Raw genomic sequence first — 22,907 nt, 5'->3', positions numbered from 1 at the left:
AATCACCGCCACTGGTCGCCAAATTGAAATCCGATTGCGCTAAGTGCCTCATCCATTTTTTCAATGAACTCCGGTACTAACTCTTCAAAGTCGGCTATATATTTTTCGTCGCGTTCGACAATGACGTGATGAATCCCTTCACGCTTCATGCGCGGGTCGTAATTGGCGAAGTACCAGGCATCCTTGCCGGTTATCCACATGCTGTATTGAACCTGCGCCATGTAGGCGCTCTTAATGGCATCGAATCCACCCAGGCGAAACTTCATAAAATCGCGAGAGGTGAAAGGGCATTTAAGTTCAAGCCCGCGTCCGTCACTGCATAGGCCATCAGGGGAACAGGCTGTGCGCATCGTTTCGTCGTGGTAGAGGATGGGTGCTTCAACAACATCAACGCCAGAGGTGAACTCAAACAGCGTCCTTGCTGCCTCTTCGTTCTGCTTTCCCCACGCCAGTGCTTTAGCATTAACCTCAGGTGATACTCCGGTGCAGACTTCAGCGAGAAGGGTGTGGAAGTAGGACATTTTCATATCCGTCCATTTGGTGCCGCTCCGTGGCTTTGCAATTACGTTAGATACCTCGGAAGCTGTGATGACCCCCAGCCTGAGCCTCATCCAGTCATCGCTTCCTTGCTCTACGGAGAGAACGTTAATCCCTGTTTTCTTCATTATTATTTCTGGTGTCATAGTATCCCTCGCCTGTACCTGTTAACTGCGTTTCCGATGGTTTGTCCGTTCCATGTGCAGTTGATGGTCCTATTAACAACAATCCACTTTCGGCGCTCCAGTTCCATAACAAACCAGCGAACTCTGCTTTTACTCATCCCTAAAGTTTCAGCTATGTTGCTGTAGCTATATCCACCACGCATCAGAAGATTAAGCAGGGAAGGTGTCATGCCGCCGCCTTAGCCTTTTTAGACAGGAAGTCGTGGGCTTTAATGGCCTCCTCCTCCGTTAACTGACCGGCTTCATAAATTTCCCTTTTGAAGATTGAACGGCATAGCGGAAGAAAGTCGTCGTCCCAATCTTTATCAAGACTGGACAACAGGTCAGTAATCGACTGAAGGGTTTCATGGCTGGCAGTTGCCGGTAATGATTTCTGGCTTTCAACGTTGGTTACGTCGCGCGGATCATTAACTTCCAGTGTTTTACCCTCCATCTCCTCGGCGGTAGGTTGCTGTCCTATTTCCGGCCACGCCTTACGCAGTGCCTGAGCCTCAGCACATTTTGCCAGTTGTCCATACGGGCGCTTCTTCCACATCGCATTGGGTGCAGTGGTATCACGACCAGCTGTGGCGTAGTTTTCAATCCAGTATTCCTTCGCGCTGAATTCGACGATTTCACCGCTTGGCATGCGCTTACATACTGTGTACTTACAGAACTGTGGGAAGGTAACCTCAACCCCGTTAAGTTGTTGTGTTACATCCGGGCCAAATTCAGGCTCATGAGCGCCAGCGTAGTCGCCGGAGCGGTCTGCCTGAATGCGGTAAAGACCAATTCCCGGCATAACCACATCGCGCCATTCGTTTTTGCCGGTCTTTGCATCCTTCACGCTCATCGGCACGAGATGAACTGGCTTCATTAATGGGTCCAACTGGCGCGCCCGGCAGTAGTCCAGAGCCATCATTACAGACTCATCTTTAGCGCCTGGGTAAATGCTGTTTTTGAGAGCGCTCCAAGTTGCAACATCAATCCCTTTTTCTGCCAGAACTGAAGAGGTAACAGTTAATTCATTTGCCATTTATGCCACCTCACTGTAGCTATATTTATTTTTGAAAATAGAAACTGCGTACTCCCACTTGGCAGCGCGGGTTAGGTAATCCCAGATGAACTGGTGAGCCAAATCCTGAGACAGAGTGTCTTCCTGACACAATTCAATAATGGGGTAATCGAAATGTTTGGGTAGCCATGCACACATGGACATTTCGGCGGGATTTGTTGTTGTTTTGTCGATAATATTTTTAACTTGCTCATAGATAAGTTCGTTATCTGACTCAGACAAGTTTTCGATAATCGACTCAATTTCCAGCCGGTCTTTGTACGTCAGTTTTATCTTCACTGAATCGCCCTCCGTAAAATCTGCATCGCCTGCTGCCAGATGAGGTTGTTACCGGTTAACAGAGCCAGCCGTGACAACTCCTGAGCTTTATCGAAATATCGAAGTTTCATTACGGCCTCCCGGGCTGATTAAGCGTGTCAACAAGCCATTTGCTAACGCACTTCATGCGGCGCTTGATAATGTCTAAAAGTGATTCCTGAAAGTTGCCCATGACCGGGCAACCCGCGATTGCATAAATCATGGGTAACTCCTGTTTTAATTTAATTAGTAGGTAATACGGATGGCGCTTACTGCACCTTTTGCGATAGCTGTAATACAGGCTTTAGCACATTCTTCAGGTATGCCAGCTGCGATTAAATCTGCCAGAGCTTTGTTGTTAACTGCCTTGCGGTGTTCGATGTCAGCGGCGCGTTTTGCAGCTTCATCAGCAATGCGTTTCTCCTCAGCAAGTCTTGCATCTTCCGCAGCTTTGGCTTTGCGCTGTTCTTCAGCGATCGCTGCCTGTTTCTCACGCTCTGCACGTTCCTGTGCGGCAATGCGGTCACGCTCAGCTTGCTCTGCCTTGGCCTGCAATTCACGTTCACGCTGCGCAGCCTCTTCACGCGCACGCTGCGCTTTCTGTTCAGCTTCGATGCGGGCCTGTTCCGCCGCCTTACGCTTTAACTCTTCTTCGTAGGCGATACGTTTTCGCTCAGCTTCGGCTTTCGCTTCTGCTGCTTCGCGGTCGAATTTCTCATTCATGAGTAGGGCGACTTCGTGATCTGATTCGAAACGCTCAGCCGCTGCCTTATCGTGCGCTTCGTTCATTCCCAGCGCTTCGGTATGCCAGTCGAGCATCTGCTGATCAGATTTGATGCGCTCCTGCTCAGCTTCCCACTCAGTGAGAGGTCGTCGCACTTCATCACGCAGCGTGTCGCACGCGGATACCCATCGGCGTAATTCAGCCTCTGCGGGCTTTACAGCTTCCTTTAAGTGACGAAGGTAGTCACGTCCCGGTTTCTCAACTGCTGTTTTACTGCGTGACACCTGCGCCGCAAGTGAAGCCACACGCGCACGACCTTTTGCTGTGCTCAGGTCTGGAACCTCATTAACCTGCTGGCGAATCTGCTCCAAATAACTATCAAGACCGTTCGGAACATAGAGCGTGGGAGCCTGCTCCGCCTTAATCTCAAGTACTGCTAAATCAGTGGTTTCTGTCATTTCCCTCTCCTGTATAACGGGCATAAAAAAGCCCGCACAGCGCGGGCAAAGAAGTTGTGGATGATGTCGAGTAACATCGTCATGCCGTCACGTATAACGGCATTGCGGTGTTAGTCGGATGGCGGCGATGGCATTTCCATAAAATGAGTGACTTTCCACGGGCTGACTCTTCCGTGCCATTCCCACCGTGGCGCTCTACCGCGATTCGTTTTTGCGTATTTGTTCGATATGTATTTCATTTCTGTAACTATTTTATTTTCAGTGCAGACGATATATGTTCCTTCATCAATACCGCCTGCAAATTTAATCCACTCCATAGCCCCTCCTTACCGGTTACTGGCTGCGAGCCTTAAGCATTGCGTCGGCAATTTTGTAATAGTGATTAGCATATATATCCAACTGCTCATCAGTTACGCCGGGAGAAAGAGGATCAAACGATATATCTCCCTGCATAGCCTTAGCGGCGAAGTAATCTCGCAGCGTCATGCCTGTATCTTGAATTTGATATTCACTGGGTGGCACTGGAAACGCTGGCCCACCTGTTTCTTAACTCATCACTCCTCCTTCTCAGGCACAAAAAAGCCGCTCATGGCGACTGGTGAAATAAATCCGCGCGGGCGGGCTATGCTGGTTCGCTAATTGATTCGAGATATTCTCTCGGGTCATCGAAATAATCGTCACCAACCTCGATAAACCAATCAACCCAGCGGTCACCTACCTCCATATCAACTAAGTCCTGCTCTGTCAGGATTTCATCCCATATATGCATGCCGTTGGCGTTGCAGTAATCAGGCTTTATGTTGTTATCAAGTTGGAACAAATCATAATCAGCCAGCGCATTCATCATTCGCACGCCTTCTTCGACAGATTCAACCTCTACGAAGAACGCCTTCATTGGCAACTGTGGAATATGCCAAACGCGTAACTTACTCATACTCACCTCTTAATCTGCTGCGTCCACGCTGGGACTAATAGCTGCGGGTTAGGCAGCCGACTAGAATAAATGCGTTAAGTGCCCGGCACTGTTTCGGTATTCAATTCTCTCGCCACGCTCTATTTCAAGGCTTGGGTAAAATTTCAAACCTTGCCCGAGTGGATCTTCATGTCTGGAAATATACGCAACGCCATACTTTTGGAGGTCATCAAGGTACATCTTGCAAATTCGGTCAGGCTTTCCTTTGTCGCTATGCTGTTCGAACCTTGACGGCCTGTAATTTTTAAGAAGAAACGCGTAAAGCTGCTCGTATGTGGGCATCATTACCTCGCCGTTACGCTGTTAGATTTACGATGACCTGCGCGGAAGATAGCAACCTCCGGCAGGCATATTGGACCACTGTAATTCTCATGCTGTTTCGGTAAATCAACATGGGTCAGCTTCGCCCAGGCTTTTGCAATCTTCTTTGCCATCGCCCGGTCAGCGTCTTTCTTCGCGAAAAACTCGCCGGTCTTTTTGTACTTGCGGTTTTTGGCGTTGTCTTTCGCCAGATACGTAATGACTATTGTCATGGTTACCTCCGGTAGATTTATGCCTTCACCCGATATACAGATGAAGGGTAAATCCACATCGTCATTTGATAGCTGCTTACGCGTTAACTCGGGCGCTAACCGGAACTCAGTGATGCTTTCGCTTCCTCTCCCTCACTACGTCGCCGTGGGAGCCAGACCGTATACGCCGTCTTCGCGATGCAGAACCAGTTAAGGACACTGCATAAGCGGTCTAACCGCGTTAGTGCACCATTTGGCACCTCCTGTTAGTTAAACTCGTTCCCCGGACCTTCCAGGGACAATCCCATATTTTTAAAGAGCGTCGACTTCTTGTCGTGTGGTGCGTCCTGTTGATGGGATAAGAATACAAGAAAACAAACTTTCTTGTAAACACATAAATTTGTATTTTATTGTATTAATCTTGTTTTGTGTTGTTTTATAAAGGAATTTATTTTTGTAAATGCCATCTCGGCGGTGGGGTGGTAGGCTGAAATGCCACAAAGGAGAGCTATATGGACATGGAAAAAGCGCAGGCAGCTACAGCACAGCTCATAGGTGACGCTGTGATTCAGTTGATAGCTGAGGGAAGGGCGGTCACGAACGAGTCAATACGGGAGATGGTGGAGTTACTGGCTGATGCGGAGCCGGATTTGGCTGTGGAGTTCGCGATTAGCATGTTGCGGAAATAGAGGGGCGTATATGTCAAAGGAAGCAGACGAACTTTATGATGAGATGTGCAGGGTGGTGGGCGACATGGTGTTCACGCTGCATGATTTCGGCATGGAGTCGAAACAGATGGTGATAGCGGATGCACTCCGCACGGCGCTGGCGCATAAGGTTGAGGAGCGTTCTGAGCTATTGGTTAGGGCGATGGAGGCTGCTGCGAAGGTGCTGGATAGATAGGGATCGGGGTGTTGACCTAAACGGGGAAATAATCAGATCTTTGCCTGAATATCAATGAGATAGGGTGTTGACCGGGTGGTGATCGGTAGGCACAAAAAACCCGGCGCGGTGGCCGGGTTATTTCAAGACAAGTCCATTTAGTGCATCAAGAATTTTTGTCACATAACTACCAAAAACATATGCACAAAAAGCGAAGACTACACTTGCTACAGCGGCTGATGCCTTAAGTGTAGTTTTAAGTGATTTTATGCCCGTCTCAATGCCTGAAAGCCTTGAATCAATGGACTTAACATCCTTTTTTAACTCTGAAATATCGCGTTTTATATATTCAACGTATGACTCTAATCTGGCAACTTTAACTTGCATATCGTTACCTCCATCATCTCCCCCTCCACGTTTAGGGAAGTCACCCCAGACAACATTTGCATCGTCTTTATCTTGAATCATAGTCTACTCGGCATTATTTTCTTTGTCATTATTCTCAAGCCATGTCAGAACGGGGTAGGCGGAGAATCTATTTTCATAACCACAATTTTTACAAATTAGTCTGTAATTGTAATGAAGTAGCGAGTGTAATGGTTCAAATCCAAATGAGCTAACCTTTGAAGGATTAACGTATGTGATCCATTTTCCAGTGGCCTTATTGCCCTCATATACTTGCTCGCTCACCTGTGGAACCGCCATGTCAATGTGATTGCAAATAGGGCAGGAGACAATAGGAACTCCCTTTTGGGAAAGAAACCTTGCGAAAAGTTCAGGTGATAATGCTTTGAACTTTTTCCACAAAATTTCCATCAGCTCTCGTTCGCGCTTATCAATCTCTGACTCTTCCATTTTTCCTCTTCTACGCATTCAAAATTGCTATTCCACCCACCCAAGCGTCTCGCCCGGCCATTGCTACCAAATTGTGCTCGACCAGATGAGGCGTCCAATAATCTCCACATCGTTGATCGCATGATCTTCGGGCTTATGCTCTTCGCTGTTGAAGCTGCGCAAACTTACGTGTTCAGGCCCTACGCGATAAAGTAATTTCAGCCTTTTCCAGCCATTTTGGTTTACGGCGTAAACCTTGCCATCTACGATTTTTTTGTCATCGCAGTTGATAGCTACCGTAGCTCCATCAGGAATGTATGGCTCCATGCTGTTACCTCTAGCCGGGAAACATAGTATGCCACCGCCATCCGTCCTGGCACCCACTCTGCGTAACGTGGATTTTGAGAATCGAATTTTAAATCCGTTATAATCCTCATCGGACACGCTTCCATCCCCACATGCGAATTCAATATCCCTTAAGAATGGAACTTCTACCTCATCGTTGCGTAAGGGGGTTTCATCATCCCAAGGTTCGACAGAACCCCACTCACTCTCATCAGGTATGGCATCCCCATCGCTACCGGTAGTGAGCCATTTAATGCTGCAATTCAGAGCTGTTGCTAATTCAGGCAAATAGCGTGGACGCTGAGTTTTTCCATCCTCAAGCTGCTGTATGGCTTGCTGAGATGTTTTTGCTCTCTGAGCCACCTCAGCTTGTGTTAATCCAAGCTCTATACGTCTGTTTTTAGCCCTGATGCCAATACTCATATATCCCTCTCTTGCAATACGCCATCCTTACAAGAAACACGGTAATTGACAAACAAGTTAGTTTGACAATAAAATACAAATAAGTTTGTTAGGAGGTTGTATGGAAACTTTATCCGACCGACTCAAACAGAAGCGTGTTGAGCTAAATCTTACCCAATCTCAACTTGCTGAGTTGTCTGGCACAAAACAACAGACCATACAGCAGGTTGAATCAGGACTGACAAAGCGACCCCGTTTTCTGGTCGAGTTAGCCATGGCTCTTAAGTGCGACCCGCACTGGCTTCTTTATGGCGAAAAAGACGGCAAATCCGCCTAAGCACGATCGCTCTTTAAAACTCTGAACCCGCTCCGGAAGGTCTGGAGCCTTTAGTGGCAAACCCCACGGTTACGCCACGTCTTAACACCAGGAGATAGTAAGTAATGGAACATGCAACAACACGCAATAAAGCGCGTGCAATTGAAAGCAAGTTATTGAGCAAAATCGCTATTCGCGGCGTGGCAAACATTGCCGAAGCGGTTGGCGTGGACAAATCGCAGATCACCCGCTGGAAAGAATCGCTACTACCGCGCATGTCAATGCTGTTGGCGGTTCTGGAATGGGGAGTGGAAGACGAAGAACTAGCGAGTCTGGCCAAGCAGGTAGCACGGCTGCTCACAAAAGAAAACGCCCCGGAAAGTAGCGAGCTTTTCGAGGCGTGATTTGCAATAAATTCAACAAGGTAATTATACATGAAACCCGATAAATATCAAAGATTCGAACGCTATAAAGAGCGGGCTCGTGAGGCTTTCTGTCGGAGTTTTTCTTCACTTTCAGCAAGCAAACTTAGGCAGTCACTGGAAGCGGCGAAGGCAAGGGGGAAGGGAAAATGAGCAACGTCACCAATCTAGCCGTCGCCAGACAGGCCAGGCGGCATCAGGAGACACCGAAACCAGTCGGTAAGGGGTTTGCCTTGCTGCACAGAAAAATTATGGATGTGCCATTTTATAAAGACCCTGAAGCGGCGCATTTGTGGGTTCATCTACTTCTCCGCGCCAACCATGAGCAAACGCTCGTATCGACTGATATCGGCGATGTTTTGTGTGAACGCGGTGAGTTCATCACTGGCAGAAATACACTGGCATTCGAAACCGGAATTGAGCCAGATCGCGTTAAATCGCTCCTCAGGAAATATACCAATCTTGGGATGATAACTACCAAATCGAACAACAGATTTACTATTCTGAAAGTGGTCAAATACGACGAATATCAGCAATTTTCGTGTCCAGCCGATGTCCAGCCAGTGTCCAGCGGAAAGCCGCATCAGGTAAGGGCTGATGAGCAACAGTGTCCAGCCAGTGTCCAGCCAGTGTCCACAGATAAAGAATTATTAAATACTAACTCAATATCTAAAGATATTGAGTGTGCAACTCACAGCCAAAAATCGCCTGAGCAGAAGCAAAGGATTTCTTGCGAAGAAGTCTGGCAATGTCTGAAAGACGAACTACCAGAAGCGAGGGGATGGAGAACACTTACAGACGAACGCCGTAACCTGATCAGGACATTCTGGGGGAAGGCCAACAAGATTGCCCGCGACCTTGATGATGGACAACCACTCACTATGGAAGGTTTCAGGGGTTATTTGCAGTACATCAGCCGGAACTGTCGATGGATGCTTGAAGACCGCCCGGATCAGAGAACCGGGCAAACATGGCGGCGTAAGAAGTTTGATGACTTCCTGAAAGCAAAACTCTACGTCGAAGTCAGGGAGGGTGACAAGGATGACCGATGAAATTATCACCACACCACACAGCCTGGAAGCTGAGCAAGCGGTTCTTGGTGGGATAATGCTGGATGGTGGGCAGGAAAGAAGCCTGAAAGCAATCGCCATGCTCAAGAAGGAGTCTTTTTTCAGCCGTCCCCATGGATTGATTTTCGAAGAAATAACCTCTCTGCTTAAAGCCAATAAGCCGGTTGATTTGCTGACCTTGTCGGACTCACTTGAAAGTAAATCTCTAATGGAAATGGCTGGCGGCTTTGCTTACCTGGCAGAGCTTTCAAAAAATATTCCCTCTGTGGCAAACATTGTTGAATATGCGCGAGTTGTTCGTGAGCGCGCGATGGAACGTTACGGGATCGCGAAGCTAAACGAAGCCGCTGATTTGCTCTATGCAAGAAACGGGATGACGGCGTCAGAAAAATTCGACGCGATTCAGACCCTGACGACCAGCATTTCTGATTATGCCAAAACCGGAAAACAGCGCGGATTACGCTCATTCGGAGAGGTTATGGATGATTGGGTAGTTGACCTGGACAAACGATTTTCCGCAACAGGTGAGCAGCGCGGACTCAGTACCGGCATCCCGTCACTCGACCGCATGCTATCGCCGAAAGGACTGGTAAAGGGGTCGCTGTTCGTAATTGGTGCCAGACCCAAACAAGGAAAAACAACACTCTACAGCCAAATGGCGATTAACTGCGCTGTTCGTGAAAATAAACCAGCGTTGATGTTCAGTCTCGAAATGCCTGCTGACCAGATTCTTGAGAAGTTGGTGGGCCAAAAGTCAGGCGTCAACCCAAATATTTTCTACATGCCAGCAACGGACGATGCCGATGATACCTACCAGGGTAACTACGATGAGGATTTTGGGAAAGCCCTTGCTACTGCGAACCGGCTGCGCGATCTTGACCTGCTCTACATCGACGACACCCCTGGATTATCTCTGGCCCACATCGTCGCTGAATGCCGCAAGGTTAAGCGGCAGAGGGGAAGTGTTGGCATGGTGCTGGTTGACTACCTGACGCTGATGAAAGCTGAGAAAGCGGACAGGAACGATCTGGCCTACGGCATGATTACCAAAGGACTGAAGAACCTCGCCAAAGAACTTAGGTGCGTTGTCGTGCTGCTGTCGCAGCTTAACCGCTCGCTGGAGCAACGCGCCGATAAGCGCCCATTGCCAAGCGACTCACGTGACACAGGGCAGATTGAACAGGACTGTGATTATTGGGTAGGAATCCATCGCGAGGGCTCATACGACGATAAAGTTCCTCCAGGCGAAACCGAACTGCTTCTGCGACTGAACCGACACGGAAACACCGGGACAGTGTTTTGCCTGCAAAAAGACGGAGCAATTTACGACATGGATCAACATGCGGCCAGGGCAGAACGTGAAGAGCGTCAAAAACCGCAGCAAGAACAGAAACCATATGCGAAGAAGGGGGGATTCTGATGATCGCCTACACAGCAGAGCTAATAAAGGGCCTGCTAACGATAGCGGGCCTTATTTTTTGGTTGAGGGCGGGGAGGGAGTGATGTACCAGGTATATCTCGTTTCGTTTGTGCATAGTCGTGGTGCTGGCAGAATATTCAATTACCGTAACGATCATCTTCCGCCGAGAATAGAGGACATCGAAAGCATGGAGGAGAAGATAAAAAATAAAAATAAGCATCTTGATGGCATATGCATTACAGCCGTTTCCCGGCTTGCAGATGTTGTAGAAATACCACAGGAGGCTTTATGACAGACAAAACCGAGCTTGAGCGGGATAGGTTTGAGCGGAGGAATTGTTACGTGATTTTCGGCGTTCACCTCGCGTTTAAAGCATGGCATGCCAGCGCCAACCTGAGGAAGAGTGATGGTACCCTCACCAATGAGGGTACCAGAGCAGGAATATCCGTTAAGGGGGATGAGAGGTGACCAATGCAAATACCGAAAGAGGGCGTCAGACTCCATAAAACTAACTTCGCGGCCATAGGCCAACAGCTTCAACCTCTTCTCGAATCTGGTGATTGTTACCGCCTCATAATCAAACCGTGGTCGGAAAAACGCAGCCTCTCACAGAACAGCCTTATGTGGATGTGGAATTCAGATATTTCCACCCAAGTGAATGCGATTTCAACTGAGAAATTAAGTGATGAAGAAATTCACGAATTTCTAAAGGGAATGTTCTGTCCCGAAAAAGAGATCGAAATACTTGGTGAATCCAAAATAGTTCGCTCTACGAAGCTACTTGATACCGAAGAAATGACATTTTATCTGAGGAGGATTGAGGTCTGGTGTTTAACCAAAGGCATAAAAATTCGCATCCCACCCAACTCTGAATACCACACAAAGAGATTAATCAATGAGTGATGAACAATGGCTGCCTGTTCCAGGATTAGAGGGGTTTTATGAGGTCAGTGATGCTGGCAGGGTTAGAAGTATAACCAGAATGATAAATACATGCGGAAGAGATAAAAAGACTTGGGTTAAGAAACTATACACAGGAAGAATTCTCGGTCTGTGCAAAACACATCAATATGATAGGGTTTCTTTAAAATCAAAACATTACTTAGTGCATCGTTTTGTTGCAATGGCTTTTATCCCCAATCCAAATCATTATCCACATGTAAATCATATCGATGGAAACAAAAGAAATAATATTGTTTCAAATCTAGAGTGGTGCACGCATGAAATGAATATGAAACACGCCAATGAAATAGGTCTCATGAATTTAAATAAGACCACAGTTCAAGCAAGTGGTGCTGAAATTGGATATTGGTATCCTTCCATTCAATCAACTAGGCGCTATGGGTGCAACCCGTCTCTGGTTCATAACTCGATCACCGGGAGGCAAAAATCTCACCGCAGCATGATGTGGGAATATGCCTAAAACTGAAGGAAAAACAGAATGACTAAAACACAGGTATCAGTCATCGAAGCGCTGAGCAATGGCGGCTGGATGACATCGACACAGATAGCTTCATTTGCGCATGCGAAGAAAGACACTGTGCGGATTTTACTGGCGGGCTTTGTGCGCGATGGCGTCGTTAAGAAGAAAGCCGACCCAGAACGACATAACGGCATGCTCTATCACAAGGCGGAGCAGGCGGCAGGCTTCGGCATCAGAGCAAACATGCAGGAATTCAACGACCTTATTTCTGGCGTGAGGGCGGCTTATGCGGCGACAAATTAGCGTCACTTACCTTGCTATGCAGAACGCTATATTCCGACCTACCCGCCGCAGCAGAAACCGTCCCAAGCCAATTCCAACCGCCAGCCAGATAGTCACCTTTGATTACATCGGCGGTATCCGTGCGCGTGTGGACGACAAGATGAGGATGCCGAGATGACAACTAAACACGACGCGGGAAAATGGCGATTTAGCCTCATTCCACTAGGAACGCTGAAACCTGTTATCGATGTGCTGGAATTTGGTGCACAGAAATATGCGGTTGATAACTGGAAAACGGTACCGGATGCCCGGACCCGTTATTTCGATGCCGCAATGCGCCACATAACAGCCTGGTGGGGCGGCGAACGCAATGATTCAGAAAGTGGGTTGCCGCATCTGGCACATGCTATTTGCTGCCTGTTATTTCTTCTGTGGCTGGATGGTAGCGATGATGTGCGAAGAAATTTGCTGTGACTGCGGCATGCCGCTATCACCGGATGAATGTTACGTCTGCAGCGATTGCTCGGCTTTCTACGAAATGACAGACCCTAACATGTATGGAGGTGATGATGGCGAAAGTGATTAAGTCGCCGAAACCGAAGACCTGCAAATCCTGCAAAAATAAATTCATCCCATCCCGACCCCTTCAGTTTGTTTGTTCCGGCCCTTGCGCCTACCAATTCCAGAAACGACAGAAAGAGAATCAGCAGAAACAGGCTGAGGCTAAATCTCGTCGTGAATGGCGTGAGCGTAAAGCCAAACTGAAGCCGCTAAAGCACTGGGAAGACTTAACGCAGCGCGTAGTCAATGACTACATACGGGAAAGGGACAAAGAGCTTCCGTGCATCAGTTGCGGAACGTGGGAAACGGTTCAGTGGGAAGCGGGGCATTACCGGTCAAGAGGCAAGGCATCGCACATCCGTTATAACGAAGACAATATATCGAAACAATGTCATCGCTGTAACGTCCAGCTATCCGGCAACCAACAGCAGTACCGTATCAACCTCATAGAAAAAATCGGCCCTCAGCGCGTCCTTGCGCTCGAATCTAACAACACACCTCACCGATACACCAGAGAAGAACTGGACAGCATTAGGGCGCTGTACAGAGCGAAATTACGGGCGTTGATTAAACAGCGGGAGGAAGCGGCATGAGCGACTATCTCAGGCGAAAGTGGTTACTACTCCGCATGTATCGCAGCAAAGAATCATTTCAGTTCGACTACCGGATATTGCAACACTTTAGCCATATTCTGAGGAGGAAAGGGTGAGCCTTGAATCAACGGTAAAATTTCACTACGCGAAGACATCAAACTTCAATCCCACATCCCGATGCACATCGACAGAGCCGCTGATCGGCACTGATTACATCGCCGCTATGGGTATGACAATGGCACGCGCTCCAATGGGATATTCGGCATTTATGGGGAAGGTCGGGATAAGTGAGAACGACGCCGCACGCGCCGTATCCCTGTTAACTGAATATGCTTTGACAATCTGCGACAGGGTTGCAGCCCTTCGCAAGCTCGACAGTGATATTAAGCCAGCGGTTATGCAAACGCTCGCAACTTATGCGTACCTGGATTATTGCAGGAGCGCAGCAAGCGTGAAGCCGTGTGATTGCTGTCATGGGGAGGGATTTATAGATGCTGAAGTGTTCAGTACTAAATCATACACGCCATTCCCTGCTAAAGAGGTGGTTAAGGCATCGGTACGCATGGGTGTTGAAGGATTTATACCTTCATCATATGAAAAGCGCCGACAGGTTCAGGAGGTAGTTCGCGTGCTCTGTAAGCGGTGCCTTGGGAAAGGCGTCGTCTCAACAGCGTGCCGCGACTGCAATGGTCGTGGCCGGGCCGTGATGAAAGCTGAAACGGAAAGGCAGGGAGTGCCGGTTATGGGTGATTGCAAGCGCTGCTGCGGTCGTGGCTATGAACGAATACCATCAACCGATGCGCATAATGCAGTCTGCGGCATCACTGACGCTATAAGCCTCGATACATGGAAAAAAAGCGCAAAGCCATTTTATGACCAACTAATTGGTAAGCTTGAGATTGAAGAATCATGGGCCAATACCGCGCTTAACAAGGTGACTTCATAGCTCAATCAGAAATAGCTCATTATTTTGTTGTGAGCTATTTACTTTTCCCGAAACTGGGGTTATGATTCCCAACAGTTGAAGTTGCGTGCGTTGTTAAGCACAAAGAAGAAAGCCCTGAGTTAATAGCTCGGGGCTTTTTGTTTTACGTGCCCGTATGGGACTTGAAAGACCACCACACCCGGCCTCAGATAATATTTAGGGTCTGAATGCTGTCTTGTGGTGGCACCAATTCGCCGGTCTAGTTCAGTGGCAGAACTGCGCACTTGTAATGCGTGAGTCAGAGGTTCGATTCCTTTGCCCGGCACCAAACATCCCCGGTCATGACGATGACAGTTACTACCGCTTAGCGTCGGGGAATCTATTCAGCACTTCGTCCGTCAGAAGTATATTCTGGTATTTCACGGCGCGGGCTGTACATAACATCATTTATGACTATCCACGACTCATTGATCCAGCGCGTTACCTGTTGACGATTTACTCCCATATGGCGTGCGAATTCAGATTGATTCCCGCCGAAAGTGTCGTTGATGTAATTGTGTAAAAGCATGCATCACTCCGCGAAGATTGAAGGATTTACGATCAGATAGCTTGTGCCGTGCTCGTCGTTCATTTCAACGGCATCAAATCCGAGATGGGCGGCCACGCGGCCACGCAGGCGCTGCATTTCCCATCCCGCATCACCCGTGCATGAACGTGGAGTAAGTAAATCAGCGAAACGGTCATCACATTCATCATCAGCGATGGCATATGCCAGCGTTTCAGCATCATCGGTTTCGACTTCACTGGCAAGAAAAGCAACAACCTCGCCAATGCGGTCATTCAGTGCTGCACTATCGGCTACAGAATTTATGTTGTAGCAGTGAACAAAGTCACCGTGGGATGCGGCAATATCAGAATCAGCACTTGCGAAAATACCGTCAAACACGTTGTCGCCTGACATGGCGAATTCACCAACTTTGATAACCGGTGCTTTGTCGCTGAAAGAGCCGTGAAAGAGTTTCATTGTAAATTCCTGCATTCCGTTTCGATGCAATTAATGTAATCAAAAAATGATTACATTGCAAGTTATTTAGCAACCAATTTTGCGCCTCGCCAATTACCATCCCTTACTCACCCGTGCTTTTGGCGATGGCGCTTTCTCCTTTCTAACAACACACACCACCGTACCGGCATGACCGGAGGTGATCATGAGCATTAATCATATGAGCAAATTAGCAACTGGCGTGGCATACGGCGCGTCAGCCGGTACTGTCGCGAACGGGTTGCTGACGAGGCTCAGCCCTGACGAATGGAGTGCGGTCGGAGTGCTTGCTGGTATTGTCGTGGCACTCATCACTGCTGGTATCAATTTTTACTTTAAACGCAAAGTTTCTCTCGCTCAGATAAGAGCACTGGAGACGCGCAGATATATTCCCACTGAAAAGCTTGAGGAGTAGACGCTATGGCCCTGTCATCAGGCTTGCGTAATAAGTTAATCGCTGCGGCTGGCGGCGGTGCCATTGCAATTACGACATTGTTTTTAGGTGGCAAGGATGGCGTTGAAGGTCGCGTATATGAGCCATACAAAGACGTGGTCGGGGTCTGGACTGTCTGCGATGGAATAACAGGGAAGGGGGTTATTCAGGGCAAGCATTACACTGATCGAGAATGCGACAGTTTGTTGTGGAACCGGGTCAGACAAGTTAAAGAGCAGGTTGACCCACTGGTTAAAGTGCATCTCGGTGAGTATCAGCGTGCCGCCCTCTACAGTTTTACTTATAATGTCGGCGTCAGTGCTTTCTCGAACTCAACACTACTGAAAAAACTCAATGCAGGTGACCAGGCTGGAGCTTGCGATGAAATGCGCAGATGGGTTTATGCAGGCGGGCAGAAATGGCGTGGTTTGATGAACAGACGCGATATGGAACGTTCGCTATGCCTGGCGGAGGATGCTAATGACCTTTAACTGGCGTCTCATCATGTGGCTGGCGCTTGCAGGTTTAGCCGCAATCTTTTGTTCTCTCGCTCAGCACTATCATTCTGCATATAAAACGGCAGACGCCGAGCGAAGGCAGGCAGAGCAGTTAGCAGCAACACGTCAGCAAACAATCACGAAAATGCAGGCTGACCAAAAATCAGTTGCTGAAATCGACAGGAAATACACAAAGGAACTCGCAGATGCAAAACAAACGATCGATGATTTGCAGCGCGATGTTGTTGATGGCATTAAGCGGCTGCGTATCAACGCCACATGTAAGCGAGTGTCCGACTCCTCCACCTCCGCCAGCATGGATGCTGCTGCCAGCCCCGGACTTACTAACGCCGCTGAACGGGATTATTTCACCCTCCGGGAACGAATCGAAACAGCAAATAAGCAAATAACCGGTTTGCAGGAATATATCCGCGCTATCCAGAAGTAACGAGCCTCGCATTAGCGGGGCTTTTTTTCGTCCGTAGTAAATCCCCGCGCCCGCAGCGCAAATCCCAAGACCTGTTTGATGTAGAGCCTGAGAGCACCAGTAATGCTGGCGAGCTTCTTGGGGCTGGTTCTCTATGCGGCAGGCTCTATTTCAAAAAGGTAAACGCAATGAACGATTTATCAGTAATCCCTGAGTTTGATTTTCGCCAGTTGGTATCAGCTGCAGATGGTGAGCCGGTAACTGATACCTTTCAGATAGCGAAAGCGTTCGGTAAGAGACATGCGGATGTATTAAGGGCATTAAAAAACAGTCATTGCTCAGATGCATTCAGGACAACGCATTTTTGCGTTGCCGAGAGAATCAATGAGTTAGGTGTTTTTTACAAGAAGCAGACCTATTACACGATGGACTTCAGCGGGTTTGTTATGCTTGTCATGGGGTTTAATGGCGCTAAAGCTGACGCAGTGAAAGAAGCATATATCAATGCTTTCAACTGGATGACAGCAGAACTGCGGAAATACAGCGAAAGCTACGAAGCAGAGCGGAATGCGGTGATGCTGGAATATATGAAAGAGAAAGATGTTGCCAGCATGTCGGGGCGTTTACTGAACCGCTGGGGAAGGGTGAAGAAACCATCTTTACTGGCTCGCATCGAACGTCTGGAAAATCATGGGCAAGTGACAATTCCTGACCTGCAAAAATAGCTTCGAGAGCCACTTTCACAACGGCTTTCATCACAGGGCGCATTTACGAGTGCGCCTGATAATTACTTCCGGAGACGGCATGGCAAAAGCTAAATGGCCGAAGTTGCCCCGTTACCTGGTTCCCCTGTTCAATTCAGCGAATATTTATCTTTGCCGCAGCAAAGACGAGTGGATTCAGGCAGAGGCATCTATTGGGCTACCTCCAGCTGATTTATCCGTGAGCGTAGGTCGATGCAGGCAGTTCGTTAATGATGCCACGGGTGAGAATCTCTACCTGATTGGAGTATTCGATAACAGCCTGTCTACCCTGGTTCATGAATGCGCTCACGCAACCTTCTACTGCTGTAGCGACGTTGGAGTTACAACTAACCCCGGCGATGCAAATGAACCGTACTGCTACCTCCTCGACAGAATGTTTTCTCATTTCTCTCAATTTATGCAACAGGAGTCAACATGACCACCAAAGCAACCGAAACGAAACAAGAAACCACATTAAACGATGCTGCGAAAGCAGTTGCTAATCCAAATGCTACTGCCCTGAAGGATGCGGCTGTCCAGCTTTGCACCAGTGCTCATATCGCCATTGATGACATTGAAGAGCGCTTAAAAAAGCTTGAAGCGTATCTGAAAGGTTTGTTTGAGAAGGAGTAACAGATGGCGGCTCCAAAGGGGAATAAGTTCTGGGAGGCTCGCAGCAGCCACGGAAGAAGCCCAAAGTTTGAGTCTGCCGATTCCCTTTGGTCTGCGTGCTGTGAATACTTTCAATGGGTCGAAGAGCATCCATTATGGGAGATGAAGGCGTTTAACTATCAGGGTGAAGTAACACAGGAGCCAGTGGCAAAAATGAGGGCTATGACCCTTACAGGGCTCACTCTTTTTCTCGATATCACTCTGGAAACGTGGCGAATGTACCGCCAAAGAGATGATTTATCTGAAGTCGTAACGCGAGCAGAACAAGTTATTTATGACCAGAAGTTTTCTGGCGCGGCTGCTGATCTGCTTAATGCGAATATCATCGCCCGTGACCTTGGGCTAAAAGACAGCCATGCAACTGAGCACTCCGGGACAGTAGAAACTAAAGACTCCACCATGACAGATGTCGCCCGCCGACTCGCGTTCATCCTAACTAAATCAATGAAGGAAAATTCCAATGCCTGATATTCTCGTATCGCTTCATGGTAACCGCTTAGGAATTACTGCTCCTGATGAGAACGGAAAATGCCAATTGGTGTTTGATGGGGAGATTTTAAGTGGGGGCGAATATGTGCTTCCTGAGGCAACCTCTGCCGAGATCGGCGGCGTTAAGTTGGGGGCGGCTGTTTCTAATAGTGCGGCTACTGATGTCGATGGCGTTAACACTACACTTAATGCGCTCCTGGCATCCCTTCGTTCTGCCGGTGTCATCGCTTCCTCCTAATCTGACAACCCTATACGCTATGGCTAGACCGGCCAGTCGAAAAGCAGTATCGTCACTGCCTGCCATAGCGAACATTGACGAGCAACTAGACGAGGTTGTTATGGATGAGAACGTAAGAAAATGGATAAGTGTTGAGCGCCAACTACCAGAAAGCAAAGAAGGTCAGTGGTCGAAAGAGGTAATTGCGCTTAGCGATACTGGTGATGTTTTTAAGCTATCCTGTATGGGCTCTTACTGGCAGAGAACAACAGCGTTCATTGAGTCAGGTTCCAGCAAGGTTACCCACTGGATGCCGCTGATTTACCCCGATGATTAAAACAGAATGAAAAGAGAGGTCGCTTAGGCGGCCTTTTTTATTGCCTGGAATATCCCATGACTATCTCTTTTGACGACGTACTGAATCGCCTTTCAGGGCTTACGCCTGCTCAACTGGCAGAAGTCGAAAAGGAAGTGATGTCGGCAACAGGTGATCAACTATGGATACCAAATCCCGGCCCACAAACAGACGCTTATTACTGTGAGGCTGATGAGCTTTTCTATGGCGGGCAAGCTGGTGGCGGAAAATCAGCGCTGATTAACGGGCTGGCGGTCACGTCTCACGAGCGTTCGTTACTACTGCGACGTGTTCGCGCTGATGCTCAGAAACTCGCTGAGGCTGAGTTAATCGGAAAATTGTTTGATGGCAATCGAACGGGCTGGAATGGTTCTGACCTCATCTGGCGTAACGGCAAGCAGTTAATTCAGTTCGGTGGTTGCGAACTCGAAGAGGATAAGCAGCGTTATAAAGGCGACCCGCACGATCTGATTTGCTTTGATGAGATTACCGACTTCCTTAAATCGCAGTATGAGTTCATCACGATTTGGAACCGTTCGACAACGAAAGGTCAAAGATGTCGTGTTGTTTGCACCGGAAATCCGCCTACGTCTGCCAGCGGATTATGGGTTATCCAGCATTGGGGAGCCTGGCTAGACCCGTCACACCCTAACCCGGCTAAGCCCGGAGAGTTGCGCTGGTATCTGCGTAATGAGCATGGGGAAGAAGTCGAAGTAGAAGGTCGTGGGCCGCATTTAATCGGTGGCTTCGAGGTAGAGGCAAAGAGCAGAACATTCATTCCTGCGAAGCTCAGTGATAACCCTGACCTTGCTGCGGATGGTGAATATGCCCGCATCCTGAATAACCTTCCGAAGGAACTGCGCGATGCATATCGTGACGGACAGTTCCGCGCATCACTTCAGGACGAACCTAATCAGTGTATCCCAACCGCATGGGTTCAGGCTGCAATGGCGAGATGGACATCTCAACCACCTGTTGGCGTGCCAATGAGCTCTATCGGAGTGGACGTAGCTCAGGGGGGCTCTGACAACACGGTGCTGGCCAAGCGCCATGATTCATGGTTTGCCGAGTTAATTAAGGTGCCCGGCAAAGAAACTCCTGGAGGAACAGATGTGGCTGGTATCGTCATTGCCAAAAGACGAGACGGCGCAAAGGTCATCATTGATATCGGTGGCGGCTGGGGTGGTGATGCTTATGCCCATCTGCGAGAGAACGGCGTTGATGCTGTTTCGTACATGGGGGTAAAGCCGTCTGTCAGGCGCACGCAGGATAAGAAACTCAAGTTTTACAACGTACGCACAGAGGCTTACTGGTCTCTGCGTGATGCGCTCAACCCGGATCAGCCGGGCGGCTCTCAGATAGCCCTACCTCCTGACCAGACGCTTCTATCCGACCTGACAGCTCCATCATATGAAGTTAAGCGCTCTCATGATGGAGGCGTTATCCAGCTCGAGCCAAAGGAAAAACTCAAAGACAGGATTGGAAGGTCTACAGATGATGGCGATGCAGTTGTTATGGCGTGGTTCGATGGCGAGAAGCAAGAACATGTAAGAGGCGGGTATAAATCAAGAATGCAAAGGGGCTCACCTAAGGTGAACCTTGGGCACACATCAGCAAAGAGGAAACGCTAATGGGCGGAGTAGCTAAAGCAGTACGCAAGGTGCATAGCGTAGTCAGCACGCTGGACCCGGCAATTAAGTTCGGCGACAAGGCGCTTACTAAGGCAGGACTTCCAACAGTAGATAGCCTCACTGCAGAGCCTGATGAGCCGGATTTGACGCAAACGGCAACAACGGTAATGCCAACTGAAGACACTGATGCAGTGACAGCGGCTCGCCGCCGCAAGACAGCTGATCAGATGCAGCGAAGCGGTCGCGCCAGCACGATTCTCACGGACAGATTAGGTGGTTAAATGAAATCCAATGCTCAGCAACTCATCAAGCAGGGCGATCACTTGTTTGGTAAGAAGTCGCCAATACTCAACTTATGGCAGGAAATCGCTGAGCAGTTCTACCCTGAGCGTGCTGACTTCACCGTTTGCCGCTCGCTCGGTGATGAATTTGCCGACCATCTCATGACGTCCTACCCGGTGATGGCTCGCCGCGACCTGGGCAATTCTTTCTCCTCAATGTTGCGAAGAGATAAGTGGTTTAACCTTAAAACAGGTTATGAAGATAACAATGATCATGCATCTAAAGTCTGGCTGGAATGGGCGAGAGATGTCCAGTTTCGGGCGATGTATGACCGTCGCACTCAATTCGTCAGGGCAACAAAAGAAGCCGATCATGATTACGCCGCCTTCGGGCAATGCGCGATTAGCGTTGAACTGAATAAAAATGCTGACGGGCTCTTATATCGATGCTGGCACTTGCGTGATATGGCGTGGTGTGAGAATGCCGAGGGGTTAATAGATACAGTTCATCGGAAATGGAAACCAACCGTACGAGACCTAAAGAATATTTTTGGCAGCAAAGTTCATCCGCGCATTAACGATTCAATAGAAAAAGAGCCGTATCGCGAGGTTGAGTGCAGGCACATAGTTATTCCCTCCGAGCAATATGAAGGTTTTAAAACCCCGTACGTTTCCATTTACATCGATGTTGAAAATCAGCACGTAATGGAAGAAACGGGTGTGTTTCATCGCGTTTACGTTATACCACGCTGGCAGACTGTAGCAGGTTCTCAGTATGCATATTCCCCGGCAACTATAGTTGCACTCCCTGACGCGCGCTTGATTCAGTCAATAAGCCGCGTGTTGCTGGAGGCTGGTGAGAAAGCGGTAGATCCCCCAATGGTAGCGAGCCGGGAGGTGTTCCGTGATGACTTTAATCTGATGGCTGGCGGTATCACCTGGGCTGATATAGAGATGGATACCGACATTCGCAATGTGATTAGCGAATTTGGCAAATCGTCAAACCTGCCGGCAGGAATAAACATCCGCGATGATGTTCGCGTGATGATTTCTCAGGCCTTCTACCTCGATAAACTGTCTCTTCCCGACGTAAGAGAGATGACAGCGTACGAAGTAAGCCAGCGTGTTCAGGAGTATATCCGCCAGGCCTTGCCAATATTCGCGCCAATTGAGTATGAGTATAACGGCGACCTCTGTGAAATGACCTTTGACCTGTTGATGCGAGGCGGTGCTTTCGGGTCACCAATGGACATACCCGACGCACTGAGAGGCCAGGACGTTCAGTTTACATTTGAAAGTCCACTTCAAGCCGCGATAGGCCAGGAAAAACAGGGGCTGTTGCAAAATACGGCCCAGATGCTTGGTATTGCCGCCCAAATTGATCCAAGCGTTACAGCAGATGTTGATATTCGCACTGCTTTCCGAGATGCGATGGATGGGTTTGGTGTCCCGGCTAAGTGGATGCGAAGCGAGGATGATGCTGACCAGATTATCCAGCAGCAGGCTCAGCAGCAGCAAACCCAGCAAGCTGTCGAAGGTGTTCAGCAAGGTGCTGATGTTATGCAAAACATTGCTGCAGCATCACAGGCAGCGGAGGCTATAGGATGACAATCCCACCACCATATGAGCCTTATGAGTGGGCCAGGAACCTTCCATTTGTTTATGCCCTGAAAGCCATGCACAAAGGAGATGCTACGGCTGAGCAGCAGCAACTAATCCTTAAGGAAATGATGACAATGTCAGGCTATTACGATTTGAGCTACCGGCCAAACAGCGACAGAGATACATCGTTTGCAGAAGGGAAAAGATTCATCGGTGCACAGTTGGTTAAGTTGATCAACCTCTCTGGCGAAGCTATCGAGAAATCGAAGCAAAGAACAAAGAAATAGACCCGCTACGGCGGGT

General features: G+C 48.7%; 42 protein-coding genes and 1 tRNA gene. 29 read left to right on the top strand and 14 right to left on the bottom strand.

The features are described from left to right. Positions 1-2: 2 nt before the first annotated feature. The 10 genes from PMPD1_RS15815 to PMPD1_RS15770 all read right to left on the bottom strand — a co-directional run bounded on the left by PMPD1_RS15815 (position 3) and on the right by PMPD1_RS15770 (position 4,761). On the bottom strand, positions 3-683 hold the full coding sequence (locus PMPD1_RS15815) for a lambda exonuclease family protein (protein WP_173634953.1): 681 nt from the start codon (positions 681-683) through the stop codon (positions 3-5). Then, on the bottom strand, positions 680-892 hold the full coding sequence (locus PMPD1_RS15810) for a winged helix-turn-helix domain-containing protein (RefSeq protein ID WP_173634952.1): 213 nt from the start codon (positions 890-892) through the stop codon (positions 680-682). The genes PMPD1_RS15815 and PMPD1_RS15810 overlap by 4 nt, the downstream gene beginning before the upstream one ends. Beyond that, entirely contained in the window at positions 889-1,737 is an 849-nt protein-coding gene (gene bet / locus PMPD1_RS15805) for a phage recombination protein Bet (protein ID WP_173634951.1), read from the bottom strand. Before bet ends, PMPD1_RS15810 begins: the two co-directional genes overlap by 4 nt. Then, the gene (locus PMPD1_RS15800; RefSeq protein ID WP_173634950.1) at positions 1,738-2,055 is read right to left on the bottom strand and encodes a hypothetical protein; all 318 of its coding nucleotides are present in this window, start codon (positions 2,053-2,055) and stop codon (positions 1,738-1,740) included. A gap of 109 nt (positions 2,056-2,164) precedes the next feature. Further along, positions 2,165-2,296 carry a protease FtsH-inhibitory lysogeny factor CIII gene (locus tag PMPD1_RS15795; protein WP_173634949.1) on the bottom strand — a complete coding sequence of 44 codons (132 nt, stop codon included), beginning with the start codon at positions 2,294-2,296 and terminating at the stop codon, positions 2,165-2,167. A 23-nt stretch (positions 2,297-2,319) separates the two neighbouring features. Next, on the bottom strand, positions 2,320-3,255 hold the full coding sequence (locus PMPD1_RS15790) for a hypothetical protein (RefSeq protein ID WP_173634948.1): 936 nt from the start codon (positions 3,253-3,255) through the stop codon (positions 2,320-2,322). A 110-nt stretch (positions 3,256-3,365) separates the two neighbouring features. Next, positions 3,366-3,572 (bottom strand): hypothetical protein, encoded by a 207-nt coding sequence (locus PMPD1_RS15785; protein ID WP_173634947.1) that lies wholly within the window; start codon positions 3,570-3,572, stop codon positions 3,366-3,368. A gap of 16 nt (positions 3,573-3,588) precedes the next feature. Next, the gene (locus PMPD1_RS15780; protein ID WP_354292652.1) at positions 3,589-3,741 is read right to left on the bottom strand and encodes a hypothetical protein; all 153 of its coding nucleotides are present in this window, start codon (positions 3,739-3,741) and stop codon (positions 3,589-3,591) included. A 136-nt stretch (positions 3,742-3,877) separates the two neighbouring features. Further along, positions 3,878-4,189 carry a superinfection exclusion protein gene (locus PMPD1_RS15775; RefSeq protein WP_173634946.1) on the bottom strand — a complete coding sequence of 104 codons (312 nt, stop codon included), beginning with the start codon at positions 4,187-4,189 and terminating at the stop codon, positions 3,878-3,880. 323 nt (positions 4,190-4,512) lie between these two features. Then, the gene (locus PMPD1_RS15770; protein WP_173634945.1) at positions 4,513-4,761 is read right to left on the bottom strand and encodes a transcriptional antitermination N peptide; all 249 of its coding nucleotides are present in this window, start codon (positions 4,759-4,761) and stop codon (positions 4,513-4,515) included. A 491-nt stretch (positions 4,762-5,252) separates the two neighbouring features. Between PMPD1_RS15770 and PMPD1_RS15765 the strand changes: the two genes are divergently transcribed. Both PMPD1_RS15765 and PMPD1_RS15760 read left to right on the top strand, forming a co-directional pair. After that, positions 5,253-5,429 carry a hypothetical protein gene (locus tag PMPD1_RS15765; RefSeq protein WP_173634944.1) on the top strand — a complete coding sequence of 59 codons (177 nt, stop codon included), beginning with the start codon at positions 5,253-5,255 and terminating at the stop codon, positions 5,427-5,429. Between the two features lie 10 nt (positions 5,430-5,439). Further along, positions 5,440-5,643 (top strand): DUF2767 family protein, encoded by a 204-nt coding sequence (locus tag PMPD1_RS15760; protein ID WP_173634943.1) that lies wholly within the window; start codon positions 5,440-5,442, stop codon positions 5,641-5,643. 117 nt (positions 5,644-5,760) lie between these two features. Here the strand turns inward: PMPD1_RS15760 and PMPD1_RS15755 are convergent, their stop codons facing one another. The 3 genes from PMPD1_RS15755 to PMPD1_RS15745 form a co-directional block, all read right to left on the bottom strand. Next, complete coding sequence (locus PMPD1_RS15755) at positions 5,761-6,090, bottom strand: hemolysin XhlA (RefSeq protein WP_173634942.1); 330 nt, start codon at positions 6,088-6,090, stop codon at positions 5,761-5,763. Between the two features lie 3 nt (positions 6,091-6,093). Next, positions 6,094-6,477 carry a hypothetical protein gene (locus PMPD1_RS15750; RefSeq protein ID WP_173634941.1) on the bottom strand — a complete coding sequence of 128 codons (384 nt, stop codon included), beginning with the start codon at positions 6,475-6,477 and terminating at the stop codon, positions 6,094-6,096. A 63-nt stretch (positions 6,478-6,540) separates the two neighbouring features. Next, on the bottom strand, positions 6,541-7,224 hold the full coding sequence (locus PMPD1_RS15745; protein ID WP_173634940.1) for an XRE family transcriptional regulator: 684 nt from the start codon (positions 7,222-7,224) through the stop codon (positions 6,541-6,543). A 100-nt stretch (positions 7,225-7,324) separates the two neighbouring features. Between PMPD1_RS15745 and PMPD1_RS15740 the strand changes: the two genes are divergently transcribed. From PMPD1_RS15740 to PMPD1_RS15685, 14 genes are all read left to right on the top strand, one after another. Then, on the top strand, positions 7,325-7,540 hold the full coding sequence (locus PMPD1_RS15740) for a helix-turn-helix domain-containing protein (protein ID WP_173634939.1): 216 nt from the start codon (positions 7,325-7,327) through the stop codon (positions 7,538-7,540). 104 nt (positions 7,541-7,644) lie between these two features. Continuing rightward, a complete protein-coding gene (locus PMPD1_RS15735) occupies positions 7,645-7,923 on the top strand; it encodes a CII family transcriptional regulator (protein WP_173634938.1) in 279 nt (92 codons plus the stop codon). Between the two features lie 167 nt (positions 7,924-8,090). Continuing rightward, positions 8,091-8,993, top strand: a complete 903-nt coding sequence (locus tag PMPD1_RS15730; protein WP_173634937.1) for a DNA replication protein — start codon at positions 8,091-8,093, stop codon at positions 8,991-8,993. Further along, entirely contained in the window at positions 8,983-10,431 is a 1,449-nt protein-coding gene (locus PMPD1_RS15725; RefSeq protein WP_173634936.1) for a DnaB-like helicase C-terminal domain-containing protein, read from the top strand. The genes PMPD1_RS15730 and PMPD1_RS15725 overlap by 11 nt, the downstream gene beginning before the upstream one ends. Positions 10,432-10,902: 471 nt before the next feature. Then, the gene (locus PMPD1_RS15720; RefSeq protein WP_173634935.1) at positions 10,903-11,334 is read left to right on the top strand and encodes a NinB/YbcN family protein; all 432 of its coding nucleotides are present in this window, start codon (positions 10,903-10,905) and stop codon (positions 11,332-11,334) included. Further along, a complete protein-coding gene (locus PMPD1_RS15715; protein WP_173634934.1) occupies positions 11,327-11,854 on the top strand; it encodes an NUMOD4 domain-containing protein in 528 nt (175 codons plus the stop codon). The genes PMPD1_RS15720 and PMPD1_RS15715 overlap by 8 nt, the downstream gene beginning before the upstream one ends. Before the next feature lie 18 nt (positions 11,855-11,872). Beyond that, positions 11,873-12,157 carry a MarR family transcriptional regulator gene (locus PMPD1_RS15710; protein ID WP_173634933.1) on the top strand — a complete coding sequence of 95 codons (285 nt, stop codon included), beginning with the start codon at positions 11,873-11,875 and terminating at the stop codon, positions 12,155-12,157. Beyond that, complete coding sequence (locus tag PMPD1_RS15705; protein WP_173634932.1) at positions 12,141-12,314, top strand: NinE family protein; 174 nt, start codon at positions 12,141-12,143, stop codon at positions 12,312-12,314. The genes PMPD1_RS15710 and PMPD1_RS15705 overlap by 17 nt, the downstream gene beginning before the upstream one ends. Next, complete coding sequence (locus PMPD1_RS15700; protein ID WP_173634931.1) at positions 12,311-12,610, top strand: dATP/dGTP diphosphohydrolase domain-containing protein; 300 nt, start codon at positions 12,311-12,313, stop codon at positions 12,608-12,610. The genes PMPD1_RS15705 and PMPD1_RS15700 overlap by 4 nt, the downstream gene beginning before the upstream one ends. Beyond that, positions 12,507-12,722, top strand: a complete 216-nt coding sequence (locus tag PMPD1_RS22935) for a protein NinF (protein ID WP_494338254.1) — start codon at positions 12,507-12,509, stop codon at positions 12,720-12,722. Before PMPD1_RS15700 ends, PMPD1_RS22935 begins: the two co-directional genes overlap by 104 nt. Further along, entirely contained in the window at positions 12,706-13,290 is a 585-nt protein-coding gene (locus PMPD1_RS15695; protein WP_173636251.1) for a recombination protein NinG, read from the top strand. Before PMPD1_RS22935 ends, PMPD1_RS15695 begins: the two co-directional genes overlap by 17 nt. Then, a complete protein-coding gene (locus PMPD1_RS22930) occupies positions 13,287-13,406 on the top strand; it encodes a YlcG family protein (RefSeq protein ID WP_494338253.1) in 120 nt (39 codons plus the stop codon). Before PMPD1_RS15695 ends, PMPD1_RS22930 begins: the two co-directional genes overlap by 4 nt. Further along, complete coding sequence (locus tag PMPD1_RS15690; RefSeq protein WP_173634930.1) at positions 13,403-14,236, top strand: antitermination protein Q; 834 nt, start codon at positions 13,403-13,405, stop codon at positions 14,234-14,236. The genes PMPD1_RS22930 and PMPD1_RS15690 overlap by 4 nt, the downstream gene beginning before the upstream one ends. A gap of 232 nt (positions 14,237-14,468) precedes the next feature. Beyond that, positions 14,469-14,543: transfer RNA gene (locus PMPD1_RS15685), tRNA-Thr, on the top strand. A 243-nt stretch (positions 14,544-14,786) separates the two neighbouring features. Here PMPD1_RS15685 and PMPD1_RS15680 read toward each other — a convergent pair. Then, positions 14,787-15,239: an AcrIF11 family anti-CRISPR ADP-ribosyltransferase gene (locus tag PMPD1_RS15680; protein ID WP_173634929.1), complete on the bottom strand. Its 453-nt coding sequence runs from the start codon at positions 15,237-15,239 to the stop codon at positions 14,787-14,789. 184 nt (positions 15,240-15,423) lie between these two features. Between PMPD1_RS15680 and PMPD1_RS15675 the strand changes: the two genes are divergently transcribed. From PMPD1_RS15675 to PMPD1_RS15615, 13 genes are all read left to right on the top strand, one after another. Then, complete coding sequence (locus PMPD1_RS15675) at positions 15,424-15,672, top strand: class II holin family protein (RefSeq protein ID WP_354292650.1); 249 nt, start codon at positions 15,424-15,426, stop codon at positions 15,670-15,672. Positions 15,673-15,677: 5 nt separating this feature from the next. Further along, on the top strand, positions 15,678-16,181 hold the full coding sequence (locus PMPD1_RS15670) for a lysozyme (protein ID WP_354292649.1): 504 nt from the start codon (positions 15,678-15,680) through the stop codon (positions 16,179-16,181). Next, positions 16,171-16,635 (top strand): lysis protein, encoded by a 465-nt coding sequence (locus tag PMPD1_RS15665; RefSeq protein ID WP_173634928.1) that lies wholly within the window; start codon positions 16,171-16,173, stop codon positions 16,633-16,635. Before PMPD1_RS15670 ends, PMPD1_RS15665 begins: the two co-directional genes overlap by 11 nt. Positions 16,636-16,802: 167 nt before the next feature. Then, positions 16,803-17,339 (top strand): Rha family transcriptional regulator, encoded by a 537-nt coding sequence (locus tag PMPD1_RS15660; protein ID WP_173634927.1) that lies wholly within the window; start codon positions 16,803-16,805, stop codon positions 17,337-17,339. A 79-nt stretch (positions 17,340-17,418) separates the two neighbouring features. Next, the gene (locus tag PMPD1_RS15655; protein ID WP_173634926.1) at positions 17,419-17,796 is read left to right on the top strand and encodes a hypothetical protein; all 378 of its coding nucleotides are present in this window, start codon (positions 17,419-17,421) and stop codon (positions 17,794-17,796) included. Then, positions 17,793-17,990 carry a hypothetical protein gene (locus tag PMPD1_RS15650; protein WP_173634925.1) on the top strand — a complete coding sequence of 66 codons (198 nt, stop codon included), beginning with the start codon at positions 17,793-17,795 and terminating at the stop codon, positions 17,988-17,990. The genes PMPD1_RS15655 and PMPD1_RS15650 overlap by 4 nt, the downstream gene beginning before the upstream one ends. A 3-nt stretch (positions 17,991-17,993) precedes the next feature. Beyond that, positions 17,994-18,497 carry a DNA-packaging protein gene (locus PMPD1_RS15645; protein ID WP_173634924.1) on the top strand — a complete coding sequence of 168 codons (504 nt, stop codon included), beginning with the start codon at positions 17,994-17,996 and terminating at the stop codon, positions 18,495-18,497. 85 nt (positions 18,498-18,582) lie between these two features. Next, positions 18,583-18,756 (top strand): head fiber protein, encoded by a 174-nt coding sequence (locus PMPD1_RS15640; protein WP_435529741.1) that lies wholly within the window; start codon positions 18,583-18,585, stop codon positions 18,754-18,756. Between the two features lie 100 nt (positions 18,757-18,856). Then, positions 18,857-19,072 carry a DUF551 domain-containing protein gene (locus tag PMPD1_RS15635; RefSeq protein ID WP_173634922.1) on the top strand — a complete coding sequence of 72 codons (216 nt, stop codon included), beginning with the start codon at positions 18,857-18,859 and terminating at the stop codon, positions 19,070-19,072. Between the two features lie 56 nt (positions 19,073-19,128). After that, positions 19,129-20,721 carry a terminase large subunit domain-containing protein gene (locus tag PMPD1_RS15630; protein WP_173634921.1) on the top strand — a complete coding sequence of 531 codons (1,593 nt, stop codon included), beginning with the start codon at positions 19,129-19,131 and terminating at the stop codon, positions 20,719-20,721. Further along, positions 20,721-21,002, top strand: a complete 282-nt coding sequence (locus tag PMPD1_RS15625; RefSeq protein ID WP_173634920.1) for a hypothetical protein — start codon at positions 20,721-20,723, stop codon at positions 21,000-21,002. Before PMPD1_RS15630 ends, PMPD1_RS15625 begins: the two co-directional genes overlap by 1 nt. Further along, positions 21,003-22,610: a portal protein gene (locus PMPD1_RS15620; protein ID WP_173634919.1), complete on the top strand. Its 1,608-nt coding sequence runs from the start codon at positions 21,003-21,005 to the stop codon at positions 22,608-22,610. Then, on the top strand, positions 22,607-22,891 hold the full coding sequence (locus tag PMPD1_RS15615; RefSeq protein ID WP_173634918.1) for a hypothetical protein: 285 nt from the start codon (positions 22,607-22,609) through the stop codon (positions 22,889-22,891). The genes PMPD1_RS15620 and PMPD1_RS15615 overlap by 4 nt, the downstream gene beginning before the upstream one ends. Positions 22,892-22,907 lie beyond the last annotated feature (16 nt).

It is taken from the genome of Paramixta manurensis, assembly GCF_013285385.1.
In the GTDB taxonomy this organism is placed as follows: Bacteria; Pseudomonadota; Gammaproteobacteria; order Enterobacterales; family Enterobacteriaceae; genus Paramixta; species Paramixta manurensis.
This window is presented reverse-complemented; position numbering and strand designations above follow the sequence as displayed.